Below are 24,970 nucleotides of genomic sequence, written 5' to 3'. Positions count from 1 at the left end.
AGCGGACGAGCTAATCTGAAAGATCGCGACACGCTTTAGACCGGCCAAGCCGCCGCGTCGCCAAAGCCATTCTCTATGCTCTCGACCTTGGGATTTCCGGAAGAAATGCCGGAGACGCCGACCACATAGGCTCGGGTGACAAATGCCTGTCCGCGGAAGGCGAAGACGGCTGTGTCGCCGGGCTTCGGTGCGGCCGCGCCGCTGGCGTCGATCATCGCGTAGTAGTCGATCGCAGATGGCGGCGGCACCTCGACGCTGCGCAGGGCGCTTGCGGCAGTGGTGGGTTCGGGCCCGACAATGGCCTTCACATCGTATTCCGGGAAGATCGGGTCGATGTAGAAACCGCCACCGAAGCAATAGGCCTTGCCGCCGGAAAGATGCGAAACTTCCGTCAGATAGAGCACGGCCGGCAGCTCCGGCAGGTCTTCCATCACATGCAGGGCGGTGGTGCCATGCAGGCCGTTGCCCGGCTCGCACTGGGTGGCGCCAGCCTCGGCAAGGGCCTCGAGCAGAACCGATGACGTCGTGCCGGGCGCATTCACCTCGATATCCTTGCGGCCAACTTTCGCCAGCGCCTCGGCGGCTCTGGAGAGCGTCGAGAGATTGGGTGTGGGCAGGACCTTGCGTGTTGCATGGTCGAACAGCAAGGCCGGGAACGTGGTGATGCCGGCAAAACGACCGCCGTCGATCGCATCGAGACGATCGGCAACCTCGGCGATCTCATCCGATGCAAATCCGCCTTCATGCCCGCGGTAGAAGGTATCGCCCTCGGCATGAATGCGGGCAAGCAGGTTCTGAATATAACCGGCAGCCTTTGCGCCCGCACCGGCCTCTGCCGCTTTCTCGTCGTTGAAGACGGTCCAGTAGTCCGGCTGGAAACGGGCTGCCGCGGCGGCAGCCTCATGACGGGCGACCTGCTGGAGATGACCGAGATGGCCGACTTTCAGACCGGCATTGTGGGTTGCTCGCGCGCAGGCCATGTCGACGGCCACGGCCTTGTCGATCCCGCCGCGCTTGACTGCGGCGCAGAATGAACTGGCGCGGCCAACCTGCTTGGTCATGGCGAAAATTTTCAGTCCATGCCGATCGGCCTCGGACTTCAACACGCGCGCATTGGCCTCGACGGCATCGAGATCGAGCACATAGGCATTCGCCGGGATCAGCCCTTTCTGGTGAAGCGCCATCGCGGCTTCGATAAAGGCCGGGTTGCGCCGGCGCAGAACGTCGAGAAACATGGATACCTCCTCAGCGGACTTTTTCGCGCAGCGACACGGCGACCGCGGCAAGGATGATGAGACCGCGAACGATCATCTGGTCGGAAACGGAAAGGCCCATCAGGATCAGGCCATTGTTGAGCATGCCCATCATCAGCGAGCCGACGAGCGCGCCGACAATCGAGCCCTTGCCGCCGTTCAGCAGCGTTCCGCCGACAATCACGGCGGCAATGACCGTCATCAAGTCGCTCTCGCCGAGCGTGTATTTCGCGGCCTGCAGGCGGCCGGCATAGAGGAGTCCGGCGAGGGCCGCGAGGCCGCCGCTCGTCATGAGCACCGCAAGCCGGATACGCGGTACGCTTATCCCCGAGACGCTTGCCGCGCGTCCGTTGTCGCCGGTCGCCAGCACATGGGCGCCAAACCGGGTTTCGCGGTAGACGATATGACCGATAATGACCGCCGCGACCGTCCACCAGACGAGCGAGGGAATGCCGAGAAGGGAACCCGACCCGAAAAAGCCGGTGAAAGCCGCATCGGTGACGGGAATGGAACGCAGGTCTGTCAGCGAGCGGGCGACGCCGGCAAAAAGCCCCATCGTCGCAAGCGTCACCAGAAAGGACGGCAGCCGGACATAGGCGACCAGCACGCCGTTGATAAAGCCGATCAGGAGCCCTGCCCCAAGCCCGACGACCACACCCGCAACGAGGCCATAGGCGTTCAACGTCACCGCTGCAGCAAGCGCCGACACGGCCACGATGGAGCCGATGGAAAGATCGATTTCGCCGGCCGACAGGACGAAGACGAGCCCGATCGCCATGATCGTCGCCGGGGCCGTCTGTAGGACGATGTTGGAAAGGTTGCGCACCGTCAGGAAGCCGCTGTCCTTGAGCACGATGGCAAAGAACAGGAAGATCGCCAGGAAGCCGAGATAGACGACGTATTGCTGGAGATGGATGCGTTTCAATAGCGGCACAGTCGGCTGCGGCAGCAGCGAGGCCGTCTGCTTGGCCGTTTGCTTGGATTGGGACATGGCACTTATCCTGAAAGGAACCGGGGTTCCGGGCGCAAGGCCAAACCTCGCGCCCGGCTCAACCTCACTTCAGCGCGTCGAGAATGCTCTGCGGCGCATCGCGATTAAGCGACTGCTTCCAGCCGTCCGCCACGTTATCCTTCGTCACCGTCAGGGCCGGGGCAACGATGAAGGGCGGCGTCTGCTGGCCGAGCAGGGATTTGAGGCCCGTTGCCGCCATCGCGCGGCCGAGTTCATAGGCCTTGTCGGCCACGAGTGCCACGACGGCGCCGTCCTTGACCATGTCGAGACCGACAGGTTCGGCAAGATCGAGCGTGACGATCTTCGTCTTGGTGTTGCCGGAGGCGCGCAGCGCTGCCAGCACCCCATCGGCCGGCTCCGCCCAGGTGACGTAGATGCCGTCGAGATCCGGATTCTGCAACAGCATGGCGCTTGCCAGTTCCTCGGCGCGGGCCGGATCGGTAATGCCCTGCTCGGCGACGATCTTGATGTCCGGATAGTCCTTCTCGATGGTCGTCTTGAAGGCGTTGTCGCGCTGGTTCGTCACGTAGTAGGTCGCATCATGGAAAATCCAGCCGACCTTGCCCTTGCCGCCGATGGACTTGGCCAGCGCATCCGCCGCCTGCTTACCCATCTGGAAGAGGTCGTCGGTGACGATGGCGGCGTAATCCGTGCCGTGCTTGTAGTCGGCGGGAAGGTTCGAAAGGAAGACCAGCTTCGCGCCATCCGAAACCGCCTGGCGGAAGGCTTCCGCAGACGTCACCGGATCGAGCGGCAGCGCGAGAATGACGTTCGGCTTGGCGGCCAGCGCCGTTTCGATGTCGGAGCGCTGACGGGCGGCGTCGAAGCCTGCATCCGTCTGCACCACGACCTCGACACCGGCGCGGGCAAACTCATCCTTGGCGCCGGCCGAAACGGCATTCACGAAGTCCGACGACGTGTGCCAGAGCAAGGCCGCCTTGTAACCCTTGTCCTTCAACGCGGCCAGATCGGCATCGGACAGGGCGATATCGGCGCTCGGCGTGGCGGTCTCGCCTGCCGGTCCAACCGTTTGTGCCATTGCCGGCGCTCCCGAGAGAAGCAGACCGGCAAGAACAGTGGCATTCAGAAATTTCCTCATAAACATTGTTTCGTTTCCCTCTTTTTTGATTTTTCACTCAGTCGATCACGCCGCAGTAGCGGGCCATGAAGCTTGCAAAAGCGACGATGCCGGCGAGATACTCCTCGACATCGACATGCTCCTCGAATGTGTGGCAGTTGCGGATGTCGCCCGGCGCGCAATAGACGGCGGGAATGCCCAGCCGGTTGACGAAAAACGGCGATTCCGACCAGAACGGCGCACCCTCGATGGCGCCTCGCCCCGTCATTGCCTCGCGGACGGCGTGGGAGAGAAGGGTCACCTCAGGAAGGTCGCTGGCGATTTCCGCAGCCGTTCCGCCCAGCGCATGATCACGTCCGGCCGGATAGGATATATCGACAAGGATCTCGGGATCGTCGATCGCGCCACGGATCACCGCCTCCATTTCAGCCGCCGCCGTATCGAGGGCCTCCCCCGGCAGGAGCTTGCGGATCAGCGACAGCTTGCAGGTTTCCGGCACGGCGATGAAGCCGCCGCCCGTCAGGCCGGTAATCAGCAGAAACGAACGGCCGATCAGTGGATGCTCGGCCCGGGCGGAAATCTCTTCCGAATGTCGCCAAAGGGCGGACATCACGGCATGGCTTGCCTTCAGTGCGTCCTTGCCAAGCTCCGGCACGCCGAAATAGGCGGACCGGCCGGTGATGGTGATATCGGCGATGAAAAAGCCGATCTGCGCGGGATAGACCGAGAGCCGGGTCGGCTCGACATAAACCGCGAAATCCGGCCGGGCGATGTCCCCGCTTTCGATGCGGGAGACGTAATCCTTGACGCCGGCGGAGACGCCCGTGCCCGGCTCCCCGCTCTCCTCGTCGCCGACGAAGGCGAAGGCGAGATCGCCGCCAAGTCGGATGCCGGCTCTATCGAGCAGCGAAAGGGCGGCAAGCGATGTACAGATACCCGCCTTGAGGTCGCCTGCGCCACGCCCCCAGATCGCGCCATCGATCATAGGGGCGGCAAACGGATCTTCGCGCTCGGTGCCCGCCCAGTGCTCGCGCCATCCCTCCACATGCACGGTATCGGTATGGCCGATGAAGAGCAGTCGACGATCGCTCGTCGTCCCCTTGCGCTCACCCCAGACATTGGGCCTGCCCGGAAGAAAATCGGCAACCGAGACCGCTTCAATGCCACGGGTCTGCATCTCCCGCTCGAGATAAACCGCGATATTGGCCTCGTTTCCCGTCACGCTGTTGTGCCCGATGGCGCCGCGCAGAAGCGCGATCGCATCCTCCCGGTCAAGATGGCTTCGAAGACGGTCGATCAGGGCGTCCGTGGTCATCGCGCAACCTCCCGCAAGGTGACCGTGTTTGCCGGCGGCAGCGAGATGCGGCTGTCAGGCGTGTCGGCCCCGAAGAGTGTGTTGTGCAGATGGCCGAGACCAATCGCGGCCGCTCCGATGATCGCCGCGCGCGCGCCAAGCTGGCTCGCTTCCACATCGATCGCATACGGGAAACATTGAGGCAGGAAAGTCTTTACCCGCTCGAGAATCTCCGGGCGCAGGCCGATGGAGCCGCCGAGGATGACTTTTTGCGGATTGGCGACTACGGCGATCGCGCCGATGCCGCGGGCAAGAAGACGGGCAGTATCGTCAAGCACGGTGAGGGCAGAAGCGTCACCTTCCGATGCGAGATCGAAGATCGCCGGTACACCCAGCGTCTTGCCGGTTGCAGCGCGGAAACGCTCGATGATGCCGCCCGAGGCGACGGCCCGCTCGAACGCGCCCGACCGCAACGATTCAGGCTCGAACGGATCGGACCCGAAGGGCAGAAATCCAAGCTCGCCCGCCGCATGGCTTGCGCCGCGCACGAGATTTCCACCAACCATCAGCCCGCCGCCGATACCCGTACCGAGCGCAATATAGGCAAGATTATCGATGCCCTGCCCCTGCCCCAGCCAGTTCTCCCCCAGAACGGCGAGATTGACGTCGTTCTCAAGCATGACGTCGAAACCGAAGCCTTTCTCAAGGGCGGCCGCAACATTCATCGTGTCGAGACCGGCGATGTTCGGGGCAAGCAGAATACGACCTGTCCGGTCGTCAGGGGCCCCCGGCGCGCCGATAACGGCAAGCCGGATGCGGTCTCGCGCAATATTCTGCGTCTTGGCGGCCGCAAAACACATGGAAACGATCTGATCGACCACAGCCGGCCCGCCGCGCGGATCGGTCGGCGCGACATCTTCGGCAAACACCTGGCAGGTCAGATCGACGATCGCGACACGAACCTTGGTGCCCCCGAGATCGACCGCCGCAATATAAGCCGCATCGGGCACAAGCTCGTAGGTCACGGCAGTGCGGCCGATATGGCCGCTTGTCCGTCCCGTTTCGCGAACCCAGCCATCGATCTCAAGCTGGCGAACGATTTCCGAAATCGTCTGCTTGGAAAGCCCGGTCTGCTTGGAAATGGACGCACGCGAGACCGGCCCGCCCTGCACAATGGCTTCCATAACCGCTCTTTGGGAAAACTTCCGGGATATCCGCAGTGTCTCGCTCACATCCGCCTCTTTAATTCGTTCTGTTACCGAACTAAATAACAGATCGCGGGCATCGTCAAGTCGGAAATGCGGGAACTTCTGGCCATTTTCAGAGGGCACCTTTCAATCAAGCGATTTCCATACTCCAATATTCGTTTATTTTCAGAGTTTTATCGAGGAGACACTTCTAACTGCCACCGTGACCGAGGATCGGACTGGAAGGTTTCGCAGAAGACTGCAAGCTTCTTTGGAACAAGCTTGCCACCTCCCGCTTTTAAGAAGCTGGGTACGAACGCCACCGGTATTCATGAACTCAGTCTATAACCGTACGGGTTTTCCGGCGCACTCGATCCCAGTCCCTGCCCAAGCTTGAAGGGCCAAATCGGCTTATCGCGGCTCCTCGTGGAAAAGCCTTTATTCCGGAGGTCGTGATGCCGACACCATTCAATTTGGAACTTTCCCGACGCGAATTGCTTGTGTCGTCGGCGGCAACTGTTGCGCTTGCAGGGGCCGCCGGCGGAGCGCGCGCGGCAGACAGAGGGGAAGAAAGCTTGAATAGGTCTACGGAAGTCTCTTTTGAGGTCAATGGTGAAGCGAAACGTCTCGATTTGGATAACCGCACCACATTGCTCGATGCCCTGCGCGAGCATCTGCATCTGACGGGAACGAAGAAGGGATGTGATCATGGCCAGTGTGGCGCCTGCACGGTTCTGGTCGACGGGCGGCGCATCAACTCCTGCCTGACCTTGGCGGTGATGCATGAAGGTGACAAGATCACGACAATCGAGGGCCTTGGACAGCCGGGCAGCCTCCACCCGATGCAGGCAGCCTTCGTGAAATACGATGGCTTCCAGTGCGGTTACTGTACCCCCGGGCAGATATGCTCGTCGGTGGCCGTTCTTGAAGAGATACGGGCAGACATCCCGAGCCACGTTACCCAAGACCTCAACACACCCGCCGCCATCACCTCGGCCGAAATCCGTGAACGTATGAGCGGCAACATCTGTCGGTGCGGCGCTTACTCAAACATTCTTGATGCCATAACCGAGGTTGCGGGAGTTCCGGCATGAGAGCGTTTTCTTACGAGCGGGCCACCTCCGTCGAGGCCGCGGCAAAGGCAGCTGCCCGAAATCCTGAAGCAAAATTCATTGCGGGCGGCACCAATATCCTCGACCTCATGAAGCTGGAGATCGAGCAGCCGTCGCATTTGATTGACGTCAATGGACTTGGCCTGGATACGATCGAGAAGACGTCAGACGGCGGTCTTCGGATCGGCGCATTTGTTCGAAACACCGACCTTGCTGCCAATGAAACTGTTCGACGCGATTACGCGCTTCTGTCCCGCGCGCTCGTTGCCGGGGCGTCCGGGCAGTTGCGCAACAAGGCGACGACGGCCGGCAATCTTCTTCAACGGACACGCTGTCCCTATTTCTACGATCCCAACCAGCCGTGCAACAAGCGACAGCCGGGAAGCGGCTGTTCGGCAATCGGCGGCTTTACCCGCCAGCTCGGTGTCGTGGGGGTCAGCGATGCATGCATAGCCACGCATCCCAGTGACATGGCCGTCGCGATGCGTGCTTTGGACGCGGTCGTCGAAACGACCGGCGCCACGGGCGAAAAACGGGCGATACCCATTGCCGATCTCCATCGCCTTCCAGGCGATACACCGCACATCGAGACCGTGCTGGAGCGGGGAGAACTCATCACCGGCGTCGTGCTGCCAAAGCCCGCCGGAGGAAAGCACATCTACCGGAAGGTTCGCGACCGCGCATCCTATGCTTTCGCGCTGGTATCGGTCGGGGCGGTGGTGCATCCGGACGGTACCGGCAGCATCGCCATCGGTGGCATCGCTCCCAAACCCTGGCGTATTGAGGCCGCGGAATCCGAACTGCCGAAGGGTGCAAGAACCGCATCGGCGATCCTGCTGGCGGATGCCCGTCCGACAGAGCACAACAGATTCAAAGTCGATCTCGTCGAGCGCACGCTCGGCGCAGTTCTGGCAGAGGCGAGAGGATAGAACCGTGGAGTTCGACAAACCAGCAACGACCAATCCGATCGATCAGCTCAAAGTCGTCGGCAAGCCGGTTCACCGTATCGATGGAGAATCCAAAACCACCGGTCGGGCCATCTATGCGTATGAATGGCACGACCCGAAAGTTGCCTATGCCTACGGGTATCCGGTCGGCTCCTCCATCGCCAAGGGACGGGTGCTCTCGATTGACAGCGCCGCGGTTCGCAAGGCACCGGGCGTTCTCGGCGTCGTTACAACGCTCGACGTGGGTGATCTTGAAAAAGGCAAATACAACACTGCAAAACTGTTCGGCGGTAGCGAAGTCCAGCATTACCATCAGGCCGTGGCGGTCGTGATCGCTGAAACCTTCGAACAGGCACGAGCAGCAGCAGCATTGATCAGGATCGACTATGCAGCCGAAAAGGGGCGGTTCGACTTAAAGGCTGAGAAGACCAGCGCGAAGACACCCGAACCTTCGACGGAACCGGAAAGCGCGGCCGGCGACTTTCAAGCTGCCTTTTCTGCCGCTCCCATCACGCTTGATGCGGAATACACGACACCCGACCAGTCCCACGCGATGATGGAGCCGCATGCGTCGATTGCCGCATGGAACGGCGACGAAATCACCCTGTGGACATCGAGCCAGATGATCGACTGGTGGCGCACCGATCTCGCGACAACGCTGGGCATCGAGAAGGAGAAAGTCCATCTGATGTCGCCGTTCATCGGTGGTGGCTTTGGGGGCAAGCTCTTCCTGCGGGCAGATGCAGTCCTTGCAGCCTTGGCTGCAAAAAAGATCGGGCGCCCGGTCAAGGTCGCGCTCCCCCGGCCGATGATACCCAACAATACGACGCACCGCCCGGCAACGATACAGCGCATCCGCATTGGTGCCGAGCGTAGCGGCAAGATCACGGCTATCGCTCATGAGAGCTGGTCGGGAGATTTGCCGGGAGGCGGGCCGGAACCGGCCGTCATGCAAACCCGCCTGCTCTATGCGGGTGAAAACCGGATAACAGCAATGAAGCTCGCAACGCTCGATCTTCCGGAAGGTAATGCCATGCGCGCGCCCGGCGAGGCGCCCGGGCTGATGGCTCTCGAAATTGCCATGGACGAAATGGCGGAAAAACTCGGAATGGATCCGATCGAGTTTCGTATTCTGAACGATACGCAGGTCGATCCGGAAAATCCGGAACGCCCGTTTTCCTATCGCGATCTGGTCGGGTGCCTGAAGCTCGGTGCGCAGAAATTCGGCTGGGACAAGCGGCCCCGGACCGGCACGAAGCGTGAGGGCAACTGGATGGTCGGCATGGGCGTCGCTGCGGCTTTCCGCAACAACCTGGTCATGCCATCGGGCGCACGGGTCAAGCTTGACGCAGAAGGCACTGTGACCGTGGAAACCGATATGACGGACATCGGTACGGGCAGTTATACGATTATCGCGCAGACGGCCGCTGAAATGATGGGCGTGACGGTCGACAAGGTCGCTGTTCAGCTTGGCGATTCCCGCTTTCCCGTATCGGCTGGCTCCGGCGGGCAGTTCGGCGCAAACTCCGCCACGTCAGGCGTCTATGCCGCCTGCGTCAAACTCCGCGAAGCGATAACCGCGAAGCTCGGCATCAACTCGACAGACGTCGTCTTCGAAGACGGTCAGGTAAAATCTGGGAGCCGGGTCGTCTCGCTGGCTGAAGCGGCAGGGCCGGATGGTCTTGTCGGTGAAGACACGATGGAATGGGGTGACCTGACCAAGACGCATCAACAATCGACCTTCGGCGGGCATTTTGTCGAAGTCGGCGTGGATGTCGCAACTGGCGAGACCCGTATTCGCCGGATGTTGGCAGTCTGTGCGGCAGGCCGAATCCTCAATCCGATCACCGCCCGCAGTCAAGTCATTGGCGCTATGACAATGGGTGCCGGCGGGGCTCTAATGGAGGAACTCTCGGTTGACACGCGCCATGGCTTCTTCGTCAACCACGATCTGGCCGGCTACGAGGTCCCGGTGCATGCTGATATTCCGCATCAGGAGGTGATTTTCCTGGATGAGACAGACCCATACTCGTCGCCGATGAAGGCGAAGGGTGTTGGCGAGCTTGGCCTGTGCGGCGTATCGGCAGCCATTGCGAACGCCATCTACAATGCGACCGGCGTGCGCGTACGAGATTATCCGATCACGCTCGACAAACTCCTGGAAAAGCTGCCGGATGTCGCGTGATGGGCTGGGTTGGCGTGCGCGCGATGTAGACGCCGGGCGGATTTGAAGCAAGTGGTTACAACTGCGAGTGACCTCGCACTATCAAGCACTGTAGGTAGTCCGCACCTCCACAAGATGGAAAACCCGCCCGCCTGAAATTCGTGGCGGGGCATCCGTGTTGCTTTCAGCAACCGGGAGAGAAAGCTATATCGGATGCACCGGCGGGTCGGCCGAAGAGGAACCCTTGGGCATAATGGCAGCCTAACGTTTGCAATGCATGGCGTTCCTCCGTGGTTTCCACACCTTCGGCGACGACGTGTTTTCCCATCGCCCTTGCCATATCGATGATGGCTTTTACGATGGCATGATCGGCACGCGAGCCTGTCATCGCCCGCACGAAGGAGCCGTCGATCTTGATCTGGTCATAGGCAAGCCCCTTCAGGTGCACGAGGGACGCAAAGCCGGTGCCAAAATCGTCAAACGCAACGATGATGCCCGCAGCGCGAAGCGCCTCAAGTTGCGCGCCGATATCGCCGCCCTGCTCCGACAGCATGACCCCCTCCGTAACCTCGATCTGAATATGCTTTGGCGAAAGTCCCGCCGACCGCGTCGCCTCCTGGATTTCATCGACAAGCGACAGACCGTCCGGAAATGTGATAAATTGGGACGACGAGACGTTAATGGCGATGTGCCCGAAATCGTCGAAGCCGGCGTCCTTCCATGCCTTGGCCTGCGCGACGGCGCTCTTCAGGACATGACTGCCAATGCGCTTGGAAAGTGCGGGCTCAACAAGAGCCGCTGCAAATGCTGCGGGACCGAGTATCGTGCCATCTGGCTTCTTGAGCCGCAGGAGGGCTTCGAAGCCTATACGACGACCTGTATCGAGTGCAATCTTCGGCTGATAATGAAGCAGGAAAAGACCTTGGCTGAGCGCCTCCTGCGCCAGCACCAGCTCAGCCTTGTCCGCTTTCGCACGATCGAGCCGGCCGGAGTCGATCCGGGACAAGAGATATCGGTCTTCGGACTGCAGGATACGTTCCACCGCGCAACGTGCCAGCCCAGCCAACAGGCCCCGCACATCCGCTCCCAGCCGCCTCGGCATACGGTCGAGGACGCAGAGAGAGCCAAGCCGTAACCCCGGCTCGACCTCCAGCGGCACACCGGCATAAAAGCGAATCTTGTCCCTTCCCGTTACGAAGGGGTTATCGGCAAAGCGGACATCGCGAACGGCGTCCGGCACGACAAACGGCGTCGACGACCGGATTGTATAGTCGCAGAAGGCGTCCGCCCGGCGGGAACCTTCCCCGTCGATCCCGCGCTTCGACTTGAACCATTGACGCTCACCGTCCAGCAACGTGATGAGCCCGATAGGCGTGCCGGCCGCAAGGCAGGCGGCATCGACGAGAGCGTCGAGCACCGGGTCCGGGCCGGTCGAGACGATGGACAACTCTTTCAGCCGCTTCAGGCGAACTTTTTCCTCCGGTGAAAAACTTTGGGCTTCGGCAGCCTGGGCGGAATGCAAGTAACGCTCAACTAACTCATGCATATCGCGCTTCTACTCTCAGTGTTGTTGGAGATCGCTCAGGCGATATCCCACGCCGCGGATTGTCTTGATGGCTTCGCCGCTCGCTGCATCGAGTTCCGCGAGCTTGCCGCGCAGTCGGTTGATGTAGACGTCGATGGTCTTGTCGCGGGGGTCGTATTCGCGAAAGAGGGCTTGGCGTGCGATGCACGACTTCGGGCAATCCTCGCCGATACTGGCGTGCAGAACCTGGAGTATACGTCCTTCGAGGGCCGTCAGCGCCTGACTGGCGCCCTCGAAATCCATGGACAGGCGACCGATGTCGCAATCGATATTGCCGATCCTGAAGGAGGGGCTTTGCCGTGGAGCGCTGCGCCCAACACGCGCCTCGTGAAGCCGATGAACGCGGGCGCGCAGTTCCTTCACGCTGAAGGGTTTCATCACATAGTCGTCTGCGCCGACACTGATGGCGTCGGCCCGGCTGTCGGCATCGCCGGCGCCCGAGATCATGACAATGGGAATGTCGGAGCGAGTGCGCGCATCGCGAAGCAGTTCCAATCCGCACCCGTCGGTCAGGTTGATATCGATGAGCATGCAGTCATAGGCAGCGAGTTCATTGGAATGAATAAAGCGGCCTGCCTCGCGGTCGCAAGGGAGTCGAGCCGATCCCGCGAATCCGACCAATTCAGCCGCAACATTTCAACGACATCGCGTTGATCTTCGATGATCATAATATTCATGGTCTTTTCGAATGCCTGGCGGGTTGGGCCAAGCCTCCGTTCCCGTCGCCATAGGATGGAGGAGGCCTTGGAGGCAGCTTTGGCTGCACGTTCTCGCTCCCTGAGATGGTGATCGGGCTAAGGCTTTCCAAGGTCGCGAACGGGGAGCTGATGCGTGACAACCGATTGACGAAGTCGGGTCTCAATTGCTTGATGAAGCAAAGATGCAGATGGCCGGGATCGCGCTGAACAACGACGCTGCCAACCACGATGTCAAATCTGCCGAAAACAAGGTAGACGAAGTCCGGAATCTCCGATTTTCCGATGCGCACGGTCGCGCCGCCCTCGCTGATTTCGAGAACGAGGCAACGAATGGTCTGCGCCTTCCGCATCCATTTTCCCGCGTACAGCAGAGTGCAGAAGAGCGTGACGCTTCGGCGATACCATTTGCGGGTGAAGTAATCGGATTGGACGCGACTGAGATAGGTCTTTCTTTTGTTGGACTTCACAGCTTGACCTCAATGCTTGCCTAGACACCTCCAATGTCGGGAGGCAGGACCGAGGCAGTTGAATGCATCGATTAGACAGATCCGCCCTTAAGCGACAGTCGCGCCAAATTTAAAAAAGGTTAAAGGGCCTCAGTTTCCCATGGATTACAGCGCCTTGGGATATTATCGAGTGTGTGAATTTCATGACGATTGGGGGAAACACAGACCATGCAGAGGGGGTACGCAATCGCCGGCAATGTCTTTCGCTCTTTTGTGACCAGTGTCAGGCAGTGGAGAGCGGACCGGTTTTCCACCGGACTGCTTGCAGGAGGCGTCTCGGCTCTCGTTCTCGCATGGTCGCCAGTGCCGGCCTGGCTCTGGCTCGTCGGCGCCGCTCTCTTCATTGCCTGGCGACTTCGTCGAGATGGGGCATGGGAGAGGCCCGATCTCCATGAAAATAAGGCACTTCTGGAGATTGCCGGCAAGGTCGCAAAACTCGGCGGATGGGTGGTGCACCTGCCGGACAGGCAAATAGAATGGTCGGATGAAACCTGGGCGATCCACCAGATACTAAAGGGCAGGACCGTCACCATTGATGAAGGGATCGGCTATTTCGCTCCGGAATGGCGAGACACGATCACGCGACATTTCGAATCCTGCGTCGCGACCGGCCTGCCCTACGATATCGAGGTCGAGATCATCGATGCAACCGGACGGCGCAAATGGGTTCGCGCGATCGGCGTGGCGATCCGCGATGACATGGGCCGGATCTGCCGGGTTCAGGGTGCCCTCCAGGACATCGACGAACGCAAGCGGCTGGAAAAAACGGCCAGGGATCTCGAGCAGCGTTTCGCCGAGTCGATGGAAAACATCAGCGATGCGTTTTTCCAGCTCGATACCGAGTGGCGCTTCACCTACCTCAACCGCCAGGCCGAGCGTCTGCTTGAGCGCCCACGTTCGGCGCTTCTCGGCCAGCTGATCTGGGAGGAGTTTCCGGAGGCATCCTCTGGAACCATCCGGCAGCACTACGAGCGTGCGGTCCGCGAGAACAGGACGGCCGATTTCGAAGTGTTTTACCAGTCCCTTGACGCATGGTTCTCCGTCACCGCCTACCCTGGACCGGCGGGCCTGACCGTCTATTTCCGGGATGTAACGGAGCGGCATAAGGCCGATGAACATCTGCGCCTTCTCGAACTGGCGATCTCGAGAATCGATGACTTCGTGATCATCACGAAAGGCGAATCTCAGCCGGCAGGCAGGCAAGCGATCGTCTACGTCAACGACGCCTTCGTCAGGATCACCGGTTATTCGCCGGACGATGCGCTTCACCGTTCTCCCGGCTTCCTCCAGGGTCCGCAAACCGACGCAGCGAGCATCCAAAGGATCGACAAAGCGATTGCGCGGTCAAAAGCGATCCGCGCCGAAATTCTCAATTACACAAAAGACGACCGCGAACACTGGATAGACATGAGCATCGCACCCATCGTTGGTTCCGATGGACGCGCGACCCATTTCGTCGCGACCGGGCGTGACATCACCGAAAAAAGACGTGCGGAGGAACGCCTGGCCGAAAGTGAGGAACGGTTCGCGATCGTCGCCATGATGACGACGGATGCGATCTGGGACTGGGACATTGCAACCGGCCGGGTGGAATGGAACAGCAATATCGCATCCGTCTTCGGGCATGAGGATGTGCCGGTCGAGGATGGATTTCGGGAGTGGGAAGCCAAAATCCATTCCGATGATCGCACCCGGGTCGTATCGAGTGTACTTGCAGCGATCGAGGGAAAGGCCGTCACCTGGCTGGAGGAATACCGCTTCCGACGTGGGACGGGCACATATGCCGAGGTCCTCGACCAGGGCCACATCATCCGCAATGCCGCAGGCAAGGCCACCCGGATGGTAGGCGGCGTCCGCGACGTTACCGAGACGCGACTGAACGAGGCAAAACGGCTGCAGGCGCAGCGGCTCGAAGCCATAGGCCAGCTGACGGGCGGCGTCGCCCATGATTTCAACAACCTTTTGACCGTCATTATCGGGACGGCGGAGACACTGGCCGACGAAATCGCCGATCCGAGACTTTCAGCGATAGCGCGGCTCAACCACAAAGCCTCCCAGCAAGGCGCCGCCCTCACGCGCCAGCTTCTCACCTTCGCGGGCCGGCAACCCCTCGAACCGGCGGCCTTGCACATCAACAGTTCCATTCGGGCAATGGAGGGCCTGCTCTCGACGGCACTTGGCGAAACGATCGTCCTCAATCTTGAGCTCGATCCGGCAGCAGGCCAATTGAGAGCGGATGCGGCGCAGCTGGAAGCATCGCTCATGAACCTCTGCATCAACGCCCGCGATGCGATGCCCAATGGCGGCAAAGTCACGATATCGACGGCGCAAAACGGCGTCGACATCGTGATACGGGTATCAGACACAGGCTTCGGGATGGACCCGGAGACGCGCGCAAAGGCTTTCGAACCTTTCTTCACGACGAAACCGTTCGGCAAGGGAAGCGGCCTGGGCCTGAGCACGGTGTACGGTTTCATGCGGCAATCGGGCGGGCGGATCGAAATTGCCTCGGAGCCGGGCAAGGGAACAACCGTCTCCCTCTACTTTCCGCGGCTGACGTCCACCGAGACGGCTGTCGAGGCTATACAAAACGGGCTGTTGCACGGCGGCAGTGAGCGCATTCTCGTCGTCGAAGACGATCCTATGGTGCGTGAATTTGCCGCCGCGACGCTTATGTCCCTTGGTTATTTCGTGACAAGCGCGGCCGATGCAACGGAAGCATTGCGGATACTGGAAACGGATAGTCCGTTCGATCTGGTTTTCTCGGATGTAGTCATGCCGGGACCGCTTGATGGCCACGCCATGGCGGCCGAGATCGCGACACTGTATCCCAGCCTCCCGGTCGTTCTGGCATCGGGTTACGCGGATATCGAACGTATCGGTGCCACGTCGCGATTCCGGCCGCTTGCAAAGCCTTACACGCGACGGCAGCTTTCCGAAGCGTTGCGGGAGGCCATCGACGCTTCGCAGGACAAGTGATGAGCGCCCCTTTTCTGAAAGCCGGAAGGTGACGATCGAGGCGGACACGCGCAGCAGAGCCAGAAGTGGAGGCGCTCAGTTCCGCACGCATCATCAGCAGCTTCGTCGCTTTGGTCAGTCGCGGTGCGACCGCCCGGTCCCCGTGGGTTATGCCGGCAACAGCCGCCATATGTCGATCGGTTTGGCGAGCAGGCGGTCGATCTGGCTTAGCAGCGGCTTGAGATGGTTCATATCCATGTGCGCGTCCAGATCCGCCTGCGTCTTCCAGTTCTCGTAGAACACGAAGACGCAGGGATCGGCCGCATCGATATGAAGGTTGTAGTCTATGCAGCCGTGTTCGGCCCTGGTCGGTCCAACTTGATCGACGAGAAGGCGGAAAAGCTCTTCCCGCGTTTCCGGTCGGGCTGTCAGCGTTACGATGAGCGAAACGATCATCGCATCAGCTCCGCTTCTGGCTGAGCGCGACGGCGAGAATGATGATGCCGCCACGGGCGATCAGCTGCTGGCTGAATTCGAGACCCATCAGGATAAGCCCGTTGTTGATGAGGCCGATCATCAGCGCGCCGACGATGGTCCCAATGACGGTTCCCTTGCCGCCGAACAGGCTCGTGCCGCCGAGCACTGCCGCCGCGATGACCGAGAGTTCGTCGCCCTCGCCCAGTTGGAAGCGGCCGGATTGCAGGCGGCCCGCATAGAGCATTCCGGCAAGCGCTGCTGCGAGCGAGGAGAGCACCAGCACCTTGAACTTGATGGCCTTCGTGTCGATGCCGGAATAGCGCGCCGCCGTTTCGCCGCCGCCGGTGGCCAGAACCCGCCGGCCAAAACTCGAACGGCGCAGCACGATATGGCCGATGCCACCGAGAACCGCCATCCAGAGCAGCAGCACCGGCACCGGACCGAGATTGCCGCCACCGAAGAGCCAGGAATAACCCGGCGACAGGATCGGCACGGCGGCGGTCCCCGATATCCACATGGCGACCCCCTTGGCGATACCCATCATGGCGAGCGTGGTGAGGAATGACGGAATGCCAATGCGCGTGGTGAGCCAGCCGTTGAACATGCCGACCGCAAGTCCCGTGGCAATACCCGCGCCAACACCGACGATCGGCCCGCCCGCGGCAATCGCCATCGCGACGGTGACGGTCGAAAGGCCCGCGACCGCGCCGACCGAAAGGTCAATCTCGCCGGCCGAGAGCACGAAGGTCATGGCAATCGCCATGACGGCAATCATTGCCGTCTGCCGCACGATGTTGAGCAGGTTGTTGGGGTTGAGGAACCCCTTGTCGGCCAGCGTCACCGCGAAGACGATGAAAATGACGACGAAGCCGATATAGATGATGTTCTGGCGCCAGTTGGCGAAGAAGGCGTTAGCCATGGGATATCTCCTGAACCGCAAGAGCCTTCTGGATTTCGATCTGGAGCCGCTGTTCGGCGGCCTGAAGACGGTGAGCGAGGTCGTCGGCGGGCACGGACGGATCTTCCAGCGCCTCGCGCGGAAGATCCTGGTGCACGCGCCCCTCGGACATGACGAGAATGCGGTCGCAGGCGGTCAATAGCTCGGAGAGTTCCGACGAGATCATGATGATGCCCTTGCCGGCAGCTGCGAGTTCGCGGACGAGACGGATAATCTCGGACTTCGAACCGATATCGATGCCTGCGGTCGGCTCGTCGAGGATGAGGATGTCGGGATTGGTGGCGAGCCATTTGCCGATGACCACCTTCTGCTGGTTGCCGCCCGAAAGCGTCGACACCGCATGGTCGCGGCTTGCCGTCTTCACCCGCAGGCGTTCGATCTGCGCGTCGGTCAACTCGTTTGCCGCTTTGTTATCGACGAGGCCGCCTGCGGAAAGCCGGTCGATGACGGCGAGGATCATGTTGGAGGCCACCGAATGGGCGGGGATGATGCCCTGGGTGGCCCGGGCTTCCGGCACCAGCGCCACACCCTGAGCAATCGCATCGCCCGGCTTGCGGATGGCCACAGCGCGGTCCTTGATGCGGATTTCACCCTTGGTTACCGGGTCGATGCCGGCGATCACCCGCGCCAGCGACGAGCGGCCGGAACCGAGAAGGCCGGCGAGCCCCAGCACCTCGCCGCGATGCAGTTTCAGGGAAACGTTTTCCGGCTTGTGGCGGCCGCTGACATTCTTCAGTTCCAGCAGGACTTCGCCCCGCACGGCCGCGCCGCGTTCGACGTCCGACAGCCCCTTCGAGCGCCGACCGACGATATGCTCGATCATCGTATCGATCGGCAATTCGCTGAGCGGCGCGGTAATGACGTGGCGCCCGTCGCGCAGGATCGTTGCGCGGTCGGCGATGCGGGCGATCTCGTCCATGCGGTGGCTGACATAGATTATCGCCACCCCCTTTGCCTTCAGCTTGCGCAGGAAGACGAAGAGCCGCTCGACATCGGAAACGGCAAGCGCCGTCGATGGTTCGTCCAGCACCAGAACCTTGGCATCCTGCGAGATTGCCTTGGCGATTTCCGTCAACTGTTTCTGGCCGGCGCCGAGATCGCCGACCACCGCCTTCGGATCGACGAAGACATCAAGCAGCGCGAAAAGGTCCGCCGCGCGCCGCTCGGCCTCCCGGTCGTCGATAAGCCCCGTGCCGACACGGTATTCGCGCGTCAGGAAGATGTTCTGGGCAACCGTTAGGGTCGGAACAAGGCTCATTTCCTGGTAATTCATGGCGATGCCGGCGGCGCGTGACGCCTCCGGCGTGTGCGTCGTAAGAGGCACGCCACCGACCTCGATGGCGCCGTTGTCGGGGCGATGCACCCCGTTCAGCACTTTCAGGATCGTTGACTTGCCGGCGCCGTTGCCGCCCAGCAGCGCGTGCACCTCGCCGGGCTGGACCTCGAGGGAAACGTCGTCCAGCGCACGCACCCCTCCAAAGGTCTTGGATATGCCGGTCATGCGGACGGCAGCGGCGCTCGCACTCATCCGACCTTCTCCCACAGACCGGTTTCGCCGGACCGGATGAGGGCGTCGGCGACCAGTTCCGTCTTGAGACCGTCCTCGAAGTTCGGGCTGGGCTGCCGGTTCTTCGCGATGGCCGAGAAGAAATCATAGCACTCGACGATCTTTGTTTCCGAATAGCCGATACCAAGACCGGGGATAGGCCAGAGGCCGTTGCCATAGGGATGGGCCGGGCCGGTATAGACGGTGCGGAAGCCGCGGGCATCCGCCGGGTCGTCGGCAAACATCACCTGAAGCTCGTCGCGTCGCTCGTAGTTGAAGTGGATCGAGCCCTTGGTGCCGTGTATTTCCAGCGTGATGAAGTTGTTGCGGCCATAGGCGTTGCGGGTCGCTTCGAGACTGCCGATGGCGCCGCCCTCGAACCTCAGCATCGAGATGACTTCGTCGTCGACATCCACCTCGCCACGTTCGGCATCCGTGGCCTTCTCTGCCGCACCGAGCTTGTCGATGCCGCCCTGCTGCAGCGGCCGCGTCTTGTTGTAGGTGGTGGTGATGGCATTCACCTCGGCGATCGGGCCGACGAGATAATGAGCGAGATCGACGACATGGGTGGCGATATCGCCGACCGTGCCGGAGCCGGCGATCTTCTTCTGGAACCGCCAGGAAAGGGGCGAATCCGGGTCTGCGGACCAGTCCTGCAGATAGGTGCCGCGGAAATTGAGGATGCGGCCGATCCGGCCCTCCTCAATGTATTTCTTCGCAAGCGCCACGGCCGGGGTCCGGCGATAATTGAAAGCGACCATGTGGATGACGCCGGCAGCCTTCACCGCATCATGCATCGCCCTCGCCTCCTCGACGGTGCGGGCCAAGGGCTTTTCGCAGATGATATGCTTGCCGGCTTTGGCGGCCTCAATAGCGATCTCGGCATGCACGTTGTTCGGCGTGCATATATCGACCACGTCGATGTCCGGCCGATTGACGACCGCGCGCCAGTCCGAGGACGCTTCTTCGAAGCCGTAGCGCAGGCGTGCCTCCTCCGCCATGCCGTCGGTCACGTCGACGACGACCTTGCGGTGGGGAATGGCCGGTGCGGGCCAGAAGAACATCGGCATGGAGGCGTAGGCCATAGCATGCGCCTTGCCCATGAAGCCGCCGCCAATCATGGCGACGTTCATCACTTTGGTCATCGGTTTTCTCCTGAAAAGGGGTCGGCTGTCGCGAGCCGTGTTCCATCTGCCGGCCAAAGCCGGCTCATGTCATGAGGCGCGGGGCACGCTGGTTGCCCCGCGCCTTATCGTTCACTGTCCGAGACTTGACTTGATGTTGTCGGTGGCCTCGGACGAATAAACAGCCTTCCAGCCGTCGAGCAGGGTTTCGCGCGTCACCGGCAGGGCCGGCAGCGCCACGAAGGCGGGCGCCTGCTTTCCAAGCAGCGCATAGCCCGCAAGCTTTGCTTCGACCACACCGGCGTCATAAGGCCGCTGGGCACCGAGCCCCTTGACGAAACCGCCCTGGGCCATGGAGATCGCAACGTTTTCACCGAGATCGATCGTGGTAATGACGAGATCGTCGCGGCCGGCAACGCGCGCCGCCGAGATCACACCTTCGGCCGGTACGTCCCAGACCGCCCAGATACCCTTGACGTTGGGGTTCGAGGTCAGGATGGCAGATGCTGCCTTCTCCGCGTCACCCGAGAAGTCCGGGCCGCCGATACCCTGCTCGGCCACGATCTTGATGTTCGGATAGTCCGACGCGATCGTCGCCTTGAAGCCATCGTAGCGCTGCTTGGTGACGAAGAAGTCTGCGGCATGAAAGACCAGTCCGATATCGCCTTCGCCGTTCAGCGCCTTTGCCATCAGATGAGCTGCGGCAACGCCGTTGCCGTAGTTGTCGGCCGACACCACGGAGACGTAGTCCTTGCCCGCGACGAAACCGGCCGGAACGTTATCCATGAAAACAAGCTTGGTGCCTGCGTCGGCAGCCGCCTTGTAGGCCGTGGCGGTCGCCGTCGGGTCGGTCGGGATCGAGACGATGATGCTCGGCTTCTGCGCCATGATGGTCTCGATGTCGGAGACCTGCTTCTCCGGCTTGAAGCCGGCGTCGGTCACCGCGAGAACCTTGATGCCCATGGCGGCGAACTGTGTCTGCAGGCCGTTGATCTGAGCGCGCGACCAGTCGTTGCCGCCGTAGTGCATGACAATGGCGGCCGTCGCGTTCATGGCCTTGATCTTGGCCAGTTCCTCATCGGTCAGGCTGACGTCCGACGCCGGGGATGGGGATTCGCCTGAAGGTCCTTTGGAGAGAACTGTCTTCTGAAGCTCCGCCAGCGCGGTATCCGGATCGGCAGAGGCCGGTGCAGCATATGAAAGAGCAAGCGCCACCATAGCAGCTGTGCCCAACAGGAATCGTCTCGTTATCATCACTTTCTCCTCCCGAAAGTGGGGCTCCCGCCCCGGTCGCGGCCGTCAGGCCGATTTGAGATAGGCCATGCTCGCTTTCGCTCCCTCAAGCGGATCAGGCCATGAATCGAGTTCCGTACAAACCCAGCCGGCAAAGCCGGTCTCCCGAAGAGCCGTGATAATCCCGTCCGTCGGGATGTCGCCACGGTCGATGGGCGTGAAGGCAAAGGGCTCCTTCTGGAAGCCCTTGAGATGCACGTAGGAAATGCGCGCCGCATGCTCGCGAATGAGTGCGGCGGGATCGCCGCCGGCCGCCGCGAGATGGGCGGTATCCGGGCAGAAGTCGATGCCGGTGAGCGCGAAGATCTTGCGCACTTCCGCCGGCCCTTCGACGATCGTCGAAAGATGCGGGTGGTAATGGGCGGTAAGGCCGCGTGCCTCGGCGATCTCCTTCACCCGGTCGAGTGCCGCCGCTAGCTTATGATAGTCGGCTTCGCGGATCCCGTCGAAGCGCTTGGCGCCGCCACCGACGACCAGATGCGGCGCGCCGAGTTCCGCAGCGCGATCCGCCGCGCGGACGATGCGGGCCAGCTCCTCTGGAAGAATGTCGTCGAAGATGAGGTTGCCGCCGGCATAGGTGGCAACAAGGGTGAGCCCGTTTTCGGCGAGCAGTGCACGCATCTCCTCGGCGCTGAAATCGAGGAGGTTGCCGTCGAAGAGTTCGACACCCTCGTAGCCTGCTGCAGCGATATCGGCGAAGGCGCGGCGCATGTCGCCGAAGGTCCGATAAGCGAGATTGGTGATCGAGGTCACGCCGGCGGCATCCCCGCCGAGATTGCCCCAGCAGTTCGCATGATAAGCGAGCTTGAACTCTGACATCGGCGCCTCCTCCCAGTGACCGTCATGATGTGGCCGTTGTCTTACGTCCACAAAAAGCGTATGTCAATTATTTAAATGCATAACACTGCAAACTTTTGCTGATTTAATACAAAAGTTGGTTGTTGCCAGTCGAAACGGGCCGCTTTATCAAGGGAGAGAGGGCGAAGTCGCTGGAAAGGACGAACCATGCCGATAACGGCAACCAAGGACGTTGATGGACCTTCCCGCCGCAAAGGCCGTCCGCGTGTGTCCGAAACCGCTGCCCCGAGCCTCGTCGATATCCTCAACCTCGTGCGCACCGAGCAAGCCACCACCCGACAGGAGATCGAGCGGCACAGCGAGCTTGGACGCGCCATCGTCGCCGACCGTCTCGGAACGCTTGGCGAGCTCGGCCTCATCGACGAAAGCGAGCTCGGCACGGCCACCGGCGGCCGCGCGCCGCGTCTCGTGCGCTTTTCGGCCGATCGGGGCCGTATTCTCGTCGCCACCCTCGACCAGACGGCGATAGGCGTCGGCATCGCCGATCTTGCCGGTTCCCTGCTGATGGAACATCACGAAGCCACTGAACTTACGCAGCCGGTCTCGGCCCTCGCCGAACGTCTGGTGACGCTCTTTCGATGGATTCTCGAACGGCATTCACATCCGCAGCTCTATGGCATTTCCATTTCCGTTCCCGGCGCGGTGTCAGATGGCGGCGAAGCGCTTTTCCAGCGTGCCACGCCGGGTGTGCTGCCCGGATGGGAGAGCTTCCCACTGGTCGAGACGCTGGTCGATGCCTTCGATGCTCCGGTCTGGCTTCGCTCCAGCGTCGAAACGATGACGATGGGCGAACTCCACGCCGGCGCCGGACGAAACAAAGGCACGATGCTGTTGGTCAAGGTCGGTAAACGCATCGGCGCTGGGCTTACAAGTGACGGTGTGCTGTTTCGCGGCGCCCAGGGTACAGTCGGCCTTATAGGCTCCGTACCGGTAACGGTGGGCGACAGGACCGGTACCCTCGAAGCCATGGTAGGAGCAGATCATATCGCCCAGGATGGCAGGCTTGCCGCGGAAAGCGGGGCGAGCCCTGTCCTCTCGGAGCTTGCGCGGCGCGGCGGCGACATCACCGCACTGGAAGTTGCCCAGGCCGCCCAGATGGGCGATACGGCGGCAATCGAGATTTTGTCCCAGAGCGGCCGGCTGATCGGCCAGGTTGTCGCGACGCTCGCCAACATGCTGAACCCGGATCTGATCGTGTTGTCCGGCTCGATCGCGCAAACCAACGACATTCTTCTCGCCTCCGCGCGGGAGGCAATTTACGGCGCCTGTCATCCGCTCGTCAGCCGCGATCTGCAGATCATCCGCTCCCAGATGGGCAGTTCGTCGGGACTTGTCGGCGCAGCAATCGTCGCGACGGAAGGGTTGTTTGCAGCACCCATGCTGCGAGAGTGGATCATGGCGGGACAGCCGCAGGCGCATCCGCTTTTCCAGCACATGAAAAACGAGATTGCCCGGCGGAAGGTCAGTGGGGGAGACATCGTCCGACCGCCGGACGTGTGAGGAGGATGGAATGACGATTGCTGGTCTTGGCCCTCACGGTGAGCGGGCATCGGCGCCCGAACGTGTGCTGCTTCTGCCGGAAGACATGACGCGCGCACGGGCAAGCGGCTTCCGCGTCGCGATCGTGCTGCACACGCTTGAGAGCGACTGGGCCAAGCAGCAGCTCTCCGGCATCGTCGGCATGCTCGGCCAATGCGGGGTGGCGGTTATCGACGTGGTCGATTGCGCTTTCACGCCGGAGGTTCAGATAAAGGCGCTGGATCGGCTGATCGGCGAGGCCCCGGACGCCATCATATCGCTGCCCGTCGCCAATTCCAAAGTGGCGGCAGCGCATGCGCGGGTGGCGGCGGCCGGCATAAATCTTGTCCTGCTCGACAACGTTCCGACCGGCCTTCTTCCCGGCAAGGACTATATCTCGCTCGTTTCGGCGGACAACTTTGGGCTCGGCAAGATCGCAGCGGAAGGTTTGTCGCCGTATCTGCCGGAAGGCGCTGACGTCGGCGTCCTCGGTTATGACGCCGATTTCTTTGCAACCAACGAACGCGAAATCGCCTTCGTGAAATGGATGCAGATTAACCGTGCGGACGTGACGCTGCGTGTGCGGCGGTTCCCCGCCCTGTCGGACGTCGCCAAAACCACGCGAAGTCTCGCCGAAGCCCATCCCGGACTTGCCGGCCTCTTTGTCGTCTGGGACACGCCGGCGATGACCGCCGCCCAGGTTCTCGAAACGATGGGCCGCAGGATTTCCATGGCGACAGTGGATCTCGGCCACGAGGCTGCCATCGGCCTTGCCGCCAGCGAACCGCTGGTTGCCATCGCCGCCCAGCAACCCTTCCGCCAGGGCGAAACCGCAGCCTCCATCGTCGTGACCGCCCTGCTTGGCCGGCTGGCCCCCGCCTGGGTCGCGCTGCCTGGTCTGGCCGTCACGGCGCGCAATGTGGTCGAATGTTTCCAGACCGTCTGGCGCATGCCCGCACCGCGCGAAGTGCTGCGAAAGCTCAGCCTCGTCGGTCCGGCAAAGTAGAGAAGCTCTTGAACGGAGCCAACGATCTGACAACCGCATCGTATTTGCCGAAAGCCATTTCGTTTAAGTTATGCGGCCATGGCCGTGGCCTCCGTAGGCTGTATGCTGCCGACGGGCTGGAGAATTTGGAAAACAAAGCTACCGATGACAATTGATGGCAAGGATGCACAAAAGCATTCCCAGAAAGGGCGGACGGTGCATATCCGGGGATTTTTCCGGGTAAATATGCTCCGCATGAGCACAAGCTGAAAATGCAAGTCTCTCCCGAAAACTGGTGAAAAGCGGGGCTCAGCTCATTGTTTCTATGTTTTATCACGTCGAAAGCCCGCGTCCATTTCTGGCTGCGGGCTTTTTGATGTGTTTGTTGGTTGCGGGGGCAGGATTTGAACCTGCGGC

Annotated in this window: 20 protein-coding genes; 6 read left to right on the top strand and 14 right to left on the bottom strand. The window is 61.4% G+C overall.

Annotated features, from left to right (window positions below):
* Nucleotides 1-35: 35 nt before the first annotated feature.
* The 5 genes from BLX89_RS11905 to BLX89_RS11885 all read right to left on the bottom strand — a co-directional run bounded on the left by BLX89_RS11905 (nucleotide 36) and on the right by BLX89_RS11885 (nucleotide 5,821).
* Nucleotides 36-1,235, bottom strand: a complete 1,200-nt coding sequence (locus BLX89_RS11905; protein WP_075291142.1) for an alanine racemase — start codon at nucleotides 1,233-1,235, stop codon at nucleotides 36-38.
* A 10-nt stretch (nucleotides 1,236-1,245) separates the two neighbouring features.
* Entirely contained in the window at nucleotides 1,246-2,244 is a 999-nt protein-coding gene (locus tag BLX89_RS11900; RefSeq protein WP_075291141.1) for an ABC transporter permease, read from the bottom strand.
* 64 nt (nucleotides 2,245-2,308) lie between these two features.
* On the bottom strand, nucleotides 2,309-3,304 hold the full coding sequence (locus BLX89_RS11895) for a substrate-binding domain-containing protein (protein WP_425348610.1): 996 nt from the start codon (nucleotides 3,302-3,304) through the stop codon (nucleotides 2,309-2,311).
* Nucleotides 3,305-3,401: 97 nt separating this feature from the next.
* On the bottom strand, nucleotides 3,402-4,658 hold the full coding sequence (locus BLX89_RS11890; RefSeq protein WP_075291139.1) for a M20 family metallopeptidase: 1,257 nt from the start codon (nucleotides 4,656-4,658) through the stop codon (nucleotides 3,402-3,404).
* Nucleotides 4,655-5,821 carry an ROK family transcriptional regulator gene (locus BLX89_RS11885; protein ID WP_245292816.1) on the bottom strand — a complete coding sequence of 389 codons (1,167 nt, stop codon included), beginning with the start codon at nucleotides 5,819-5,821 and terminating at the stop codon, nucleotides 4,655-4,657. The genes BLX89_RS11890 and BLX89_RS11885 overlap by 4 nt, the downstream gene beginning before the upstream one ends.
* Before the next feature lie 458 nt (nucleotides 5,822-6,279).
* On the opposite strand from BLX89_RS11885, the gene paoA reads away from it, so the two are divergent.
* The 3 genes from paoA to paoC are packed head-to-tail and all read left to right on the top strand — an operon-like array spanning nucleotide 6,280 to nucleotide 10,068.
* Nucleotides 6,280-6,918, top strand: a complete 639-nt coding sequence (paoA, locus tag BLX89_RS11880) for an aldehyde dehydrogenase iron-sulfur subunit PaoA (RefSeq protein ID WP_075291137.1) — start codon at nucleotides 6,280-6,282, stop codon at nucleotides 6,916-6,918.
* On the top strand, nucleotides 6,915-7,865 hold the full coding sequence (locus BLX89_RS11875) for an FAD binding domain-containing protein (RefSeq protein WP_075291136.1): 951 nt from the start codon (nucleotides 6,915-6,917) through the stop codon (nucleotides 7,863-7,865). Before paoA ends, BLX89_RS11875 begins: the two co-directional genes overlap by 4 nt.
* A gap of 4 nt (nucleotides 7,866-7,869) precedes the next feature.
* The gene (paoC, locus tag BLX89_RS11870) at nucleotides 7,870-10,068 is read left to right on the top strand and encodes an aldehyde oxidoreductase molybdenum-binding subunit PaoC (protein ID WP_075291135.1); all 2,199 of its coding nucleotides are present in this window, start codon (nucleotides 7,870-7,872) and stop codon (nucleotides 10,066-10,068) included.
* Between the two features lie 163 nt (nucleotides 10,069-10,231).
* Here paoC and BLX89_RS11865 read toward each other — a convergent pair whose 3' ends face one another.
* Genes BLX89_RS11865 through BLX89_RS11855 form a run of 3 tightly spaced genes read right to left on the bottom strand, consistent with a single transcriptional unit; the run spans nucleotide 10,232 to nucleotide 12,797 of the window.
* On the bottom strand, nucleotides 10,232-11,593 hold the full coding sequence (locus BLX89_RS11865) for a sensor domain-containing phosphodiesterase (protein WP_083637456.1): 1,362 nt from the start codon (nucleotides 11,591-11,593) through the stop codon (nucleotides 10,232-10,234).
* Nucleotides 11,594-11,608: 15 nt separating this feature from the next.
* Nucleotides 11,609-12,253: a response regulator transcription factor gene (locus BLX89_RS11860; RefSeq protein WP_075291133.1), complete on the bottom strand. Its 645-nt coding sequence runs from the start codon at nucleotides 12,251-12,253 to the stop codon at nucleotides 11,609-11,611.
* A gap of 52 nt (nucleotides 12,254-12,305) precedes the next feature.
* The gene (locus BLX89_RS11855; protein ID WP_143523596.1) at nucleotides 12,306-12,797 is read right to left on the bottom strand and encodes a hypothetical protein; all 492 of its coding nucleotides are present in this window, start codon (nucleotides 12,795-12,797) and stop codon (nucleotides 12,306-12,308) included.
* A gap of 207 nt (nucleotides 12,798-13,004) precedes the next feature.
* Between BLX89_RS11855 and BLX89_RS11850 the strand changes: the two genes are divergently transcribed.
* Nucleotides 13,005-15,815, top strand: coding sequence for a hybrid sensor histidine kinase/response regulator (locus BLX89_RS11850; RefSeq protein ID WP_075291131.1), 2,811 nt, complete (start codon nucleotides 13,005-13,007; stop codon nucleotides 15,813-15,815).
* Nucleotides 15,816-15,962: 147 nt separating this feature from the next.
* Here the strand turns inward: BLX89_RS11850 and BLX89_RS11845 are convergent, their stop codons facing one another.
* The 6 genes from BLX89_RS11845 to BLX89_RS11820 all read right to left on the bottom strand — a co-directional run bounded on the left by BLX89_RS11845 (nucleotide 15,963) and on the right by BLX89_RS11820 (nucleotide 22,011).
* Nucleotides 15,963-16,250 (bottom strand): putative quinol monooxygenase, encoded by a 288-nt coding sequence (locus BLX89_RS11845; protein WP_075291130.1) that lies wholly within the window; start codon nucleotides 16,248-16,250, stop codon nucleotides 15,963-15,965.
* Between the two features lie 4 nt (nucleotides 16,251-16,254).
* Nucleotides 16,255-17,190, bottom strand: coding sequence for an ABC transporter permease (locus BLX89_RS11840; RefSeq protein ID WP_075291129.1), 936 nt, complete (start codon nucleotides 17,188-17,190; stop codon nucleotides 16,255-16,257).
* Nucleotides 17,183-18,757, bottom strand: a complete 1,575-nt coding sequence (locus BLX89_RS11835) for a sugar ABC transporter ATP-binding protein (RefSeq protein WP_075291128.1) — start codon at nucleotides 18,755-18,757, stop codon at nucleotides 17,183-17,185. The genes BLX89_RS11840 and BLX89_RS11835 overlap by 8 nt, the downstream gene beginning before the upstream one ends.
* A complete protein-coding gene (locus BLX89_RS11830) occupies nucleotides 18,754-19,920 on the bottom strand; it encodes a levoglucosan dehydrogenase (protein WP_075291127.1) in 1,167 nt (388 codons plus the stop codon). Before BLX89_RS11830 ends, BLX89_RS11835 begins: the two co-directional genes overlap by 4 nt.
* Before the next feature lie 111 nt (nucleotides 19,921-20,031).
* The gene (locus BLX89_RS11825; protein ID WP_083637453.1) at nucleotides 20,032-21,153 is read right to left on the bottom strand and encodes a substrate-binding domain-containing protein; all 1,122 of its coding nucleotides are present in this window, start codon (nucleotides 21,151-21,153) and stop codon (nucleotides 20,032-20,034) included.
* A gap of 45 nt (nucleotides 21,154-21,198) precedes the next feature.
* Nucleotides 21,199-22,011: a sugar phosphate isomerase/epimerase family protein gene (locus tag BLX89_RS11820; protein WP_075291125.1), complete on the bottom strand. Its 813-nt coding sequence runs from the start codon at nucleotides 22,009-22,011 to the stop codon at nucleotides 21,199-21,201.
* 186 nt (nucleotides 22,012-22,197) lie between these two features.
* Here BLX89_RS11820 and BLX89_RS11815 point away from each other — a divergent pair, with 186 nt between their 5' ends.
* Together BLX89_RS11815 and BLX89_RS11810 are read left to right on the top strand one after the other, a co-directional pair.
* The gene (locus BLX89_RS11815) at nucleotides 22,198-23,550 is read left to right on the top strand and encodes an ROK family protein (protein WP_075291124.1); all 1,353 of its coding nucleotides are present in this window, start codon (nucleotides 22,198-22,200) and stop codon (nucleotides 23,548-23,550) included.
* Nucleotides 23,551-23,560: 10 nt separating this feature from the next.
* Nucleotides 23,561-24,574 (top strand): substrate-binding domain-containing protein, encoded by a 1,014-nt coding sequence (locus tag BLX89_RS11810; protein WP_075291123.1) that lies wholly within the window; start codon nucleotides 23,561-23,563, stop codon nucleotides 24,572-24,574.
* Nucleotides 24,575-24,970 lie beyond the last annotated feature (396 nt).

The organism is Pararhizobium arenae, assembly GCF_001931685.1.
Lineage (GTDB): Bacteria > Pseudomonadota > Alphaproteobacteria > Rhizobiales > Rhizobiaceae > Pararhizobium > Pararhizobium arenae.
Note: the sequence above shows the minus strand (reverse complement) of the source record. Positions and strands in the feature narration are given on the sequence as shown.

Bases quoted from the DNA above. Each gene is read 5' to 3' on its own strand.
- BLX89_RS11900 (WP_075291141.1), bottom strand. From the start codon at position 2,244: ATGTCCCAATCCAAGCAAACGGCCAAGCAGACGGCCTCGCTGCTGCCG.
- BLX89_RS11865 (WP_083637456.1), bottom strand. From the start codon at position 11,593: ATGCATGAGTTAGTTGAGCGTTACTTGCATTCCGCCCAGGCTGCCGAA.
- BLX89_RS11845 (WP_075291130.1), bottom strand. From the start codon at position 16,250: ATGATCGTTTCGCTCATCGTAACGCTGACAGCCCGACCGGAAACGCGG.
- BLX89_RS11875 (WP_075291136.1), top strand. From the start codon at position 6,915: ATGAGAGCGTTTTCTTACGAGCGGGCCACCTCCGTCGAGGCCGCGGCA.
- BLX89_RS11850 (WP_075291131.1), top strand. From the start codon at position 13,005: ATGCAGAGGGGGTACGCAATCGCCGGCAATGTCTTTCGCTCTTTTGTG.
- BLX89_RS11835 (WP_075291128.1), bottom strand. From the start codon at position 18,757: ATGAGTGCGAGCGCCGCTGCCGTCCGCATGACCGGCATATCCAAGACC.
- BLX89_RS11830 (WP_075291127.1), bottom strand. From the start codon at position 19,920: ATGACCAAAGTGATGAACGTCGCCATGATTGGCGGCGGCTTCATGGGC.
- BLX89_RS11895 (WP_425348610.1), bottom strand. From the start codon at position 3,304: ATGGCACAAACGGTTGGACCGGCAGGCGAGACCGCCACGCCGAGCGCC.
- paoA (WP_075291137.1), top strand. From the start codon at position 6,280: ATGCCGACACCATTCAATTTGGAACTTTCCCGACGCGAATTGCTTGTG.
- BLX89_RS11890 (WP_075291139.1), bottom strand. From the start codon at position 4,658: ATGACCACGGACGCCCTGATCGACCGTCTTCGAAGCCATCTTGACCGG.
- BLX89_RS11815 (WP_075291124.1), top strand. From the start codon at position 22,198: ATGCCGATAACGGCAACCAAGGACGTTGATGGACCTTCCCGCCGCAAA.
- BLX89_RS11825 (WP_083637453.1), bottom strand. From the start codon at position 21,153: ATGATAACGAGACGATTCCTGTTGGGCACAGCTGCTATGGTGGCGCTT.
- BLX89_RS11820 (WP_075291125.1), bottom strand. From the start codon at position 22,011: ATGTCAGAGTTCAAGCTCGCTTATCATGCGAACTGCTGGGGCAATCTC.
- BLX89_RS11905 (WP_075291142.1), bottom strand. From the start codon at position 1,235: ATGTTTCTCGACGTTCTGCGCCGGCGCAACCCGGCCTTTATCGAAGCC.
- BLX89_RS11840 (WP_075291129.1), bottom strand. From the start codon at position 17,190: ATGGCTAACGCCTTCTTCGCCAACTGGCGCCAGAACATCATCTATATC.
- BLX89_RS11885 (WP_245292816.1), bottom strand. From the start codon at position 5,821: ATGGAAGCCATTGTGCAGGGCGGGCCGGTCTCGCGTGCGTCCATTTCC.
- BLX89_RS11810 (WP_075291123.1), top strand. From the start codon at position 23,561: ATGACGATTGCTGGTCTTGGCCCTCACGGTGAGCGGGCATCGGCGCCC.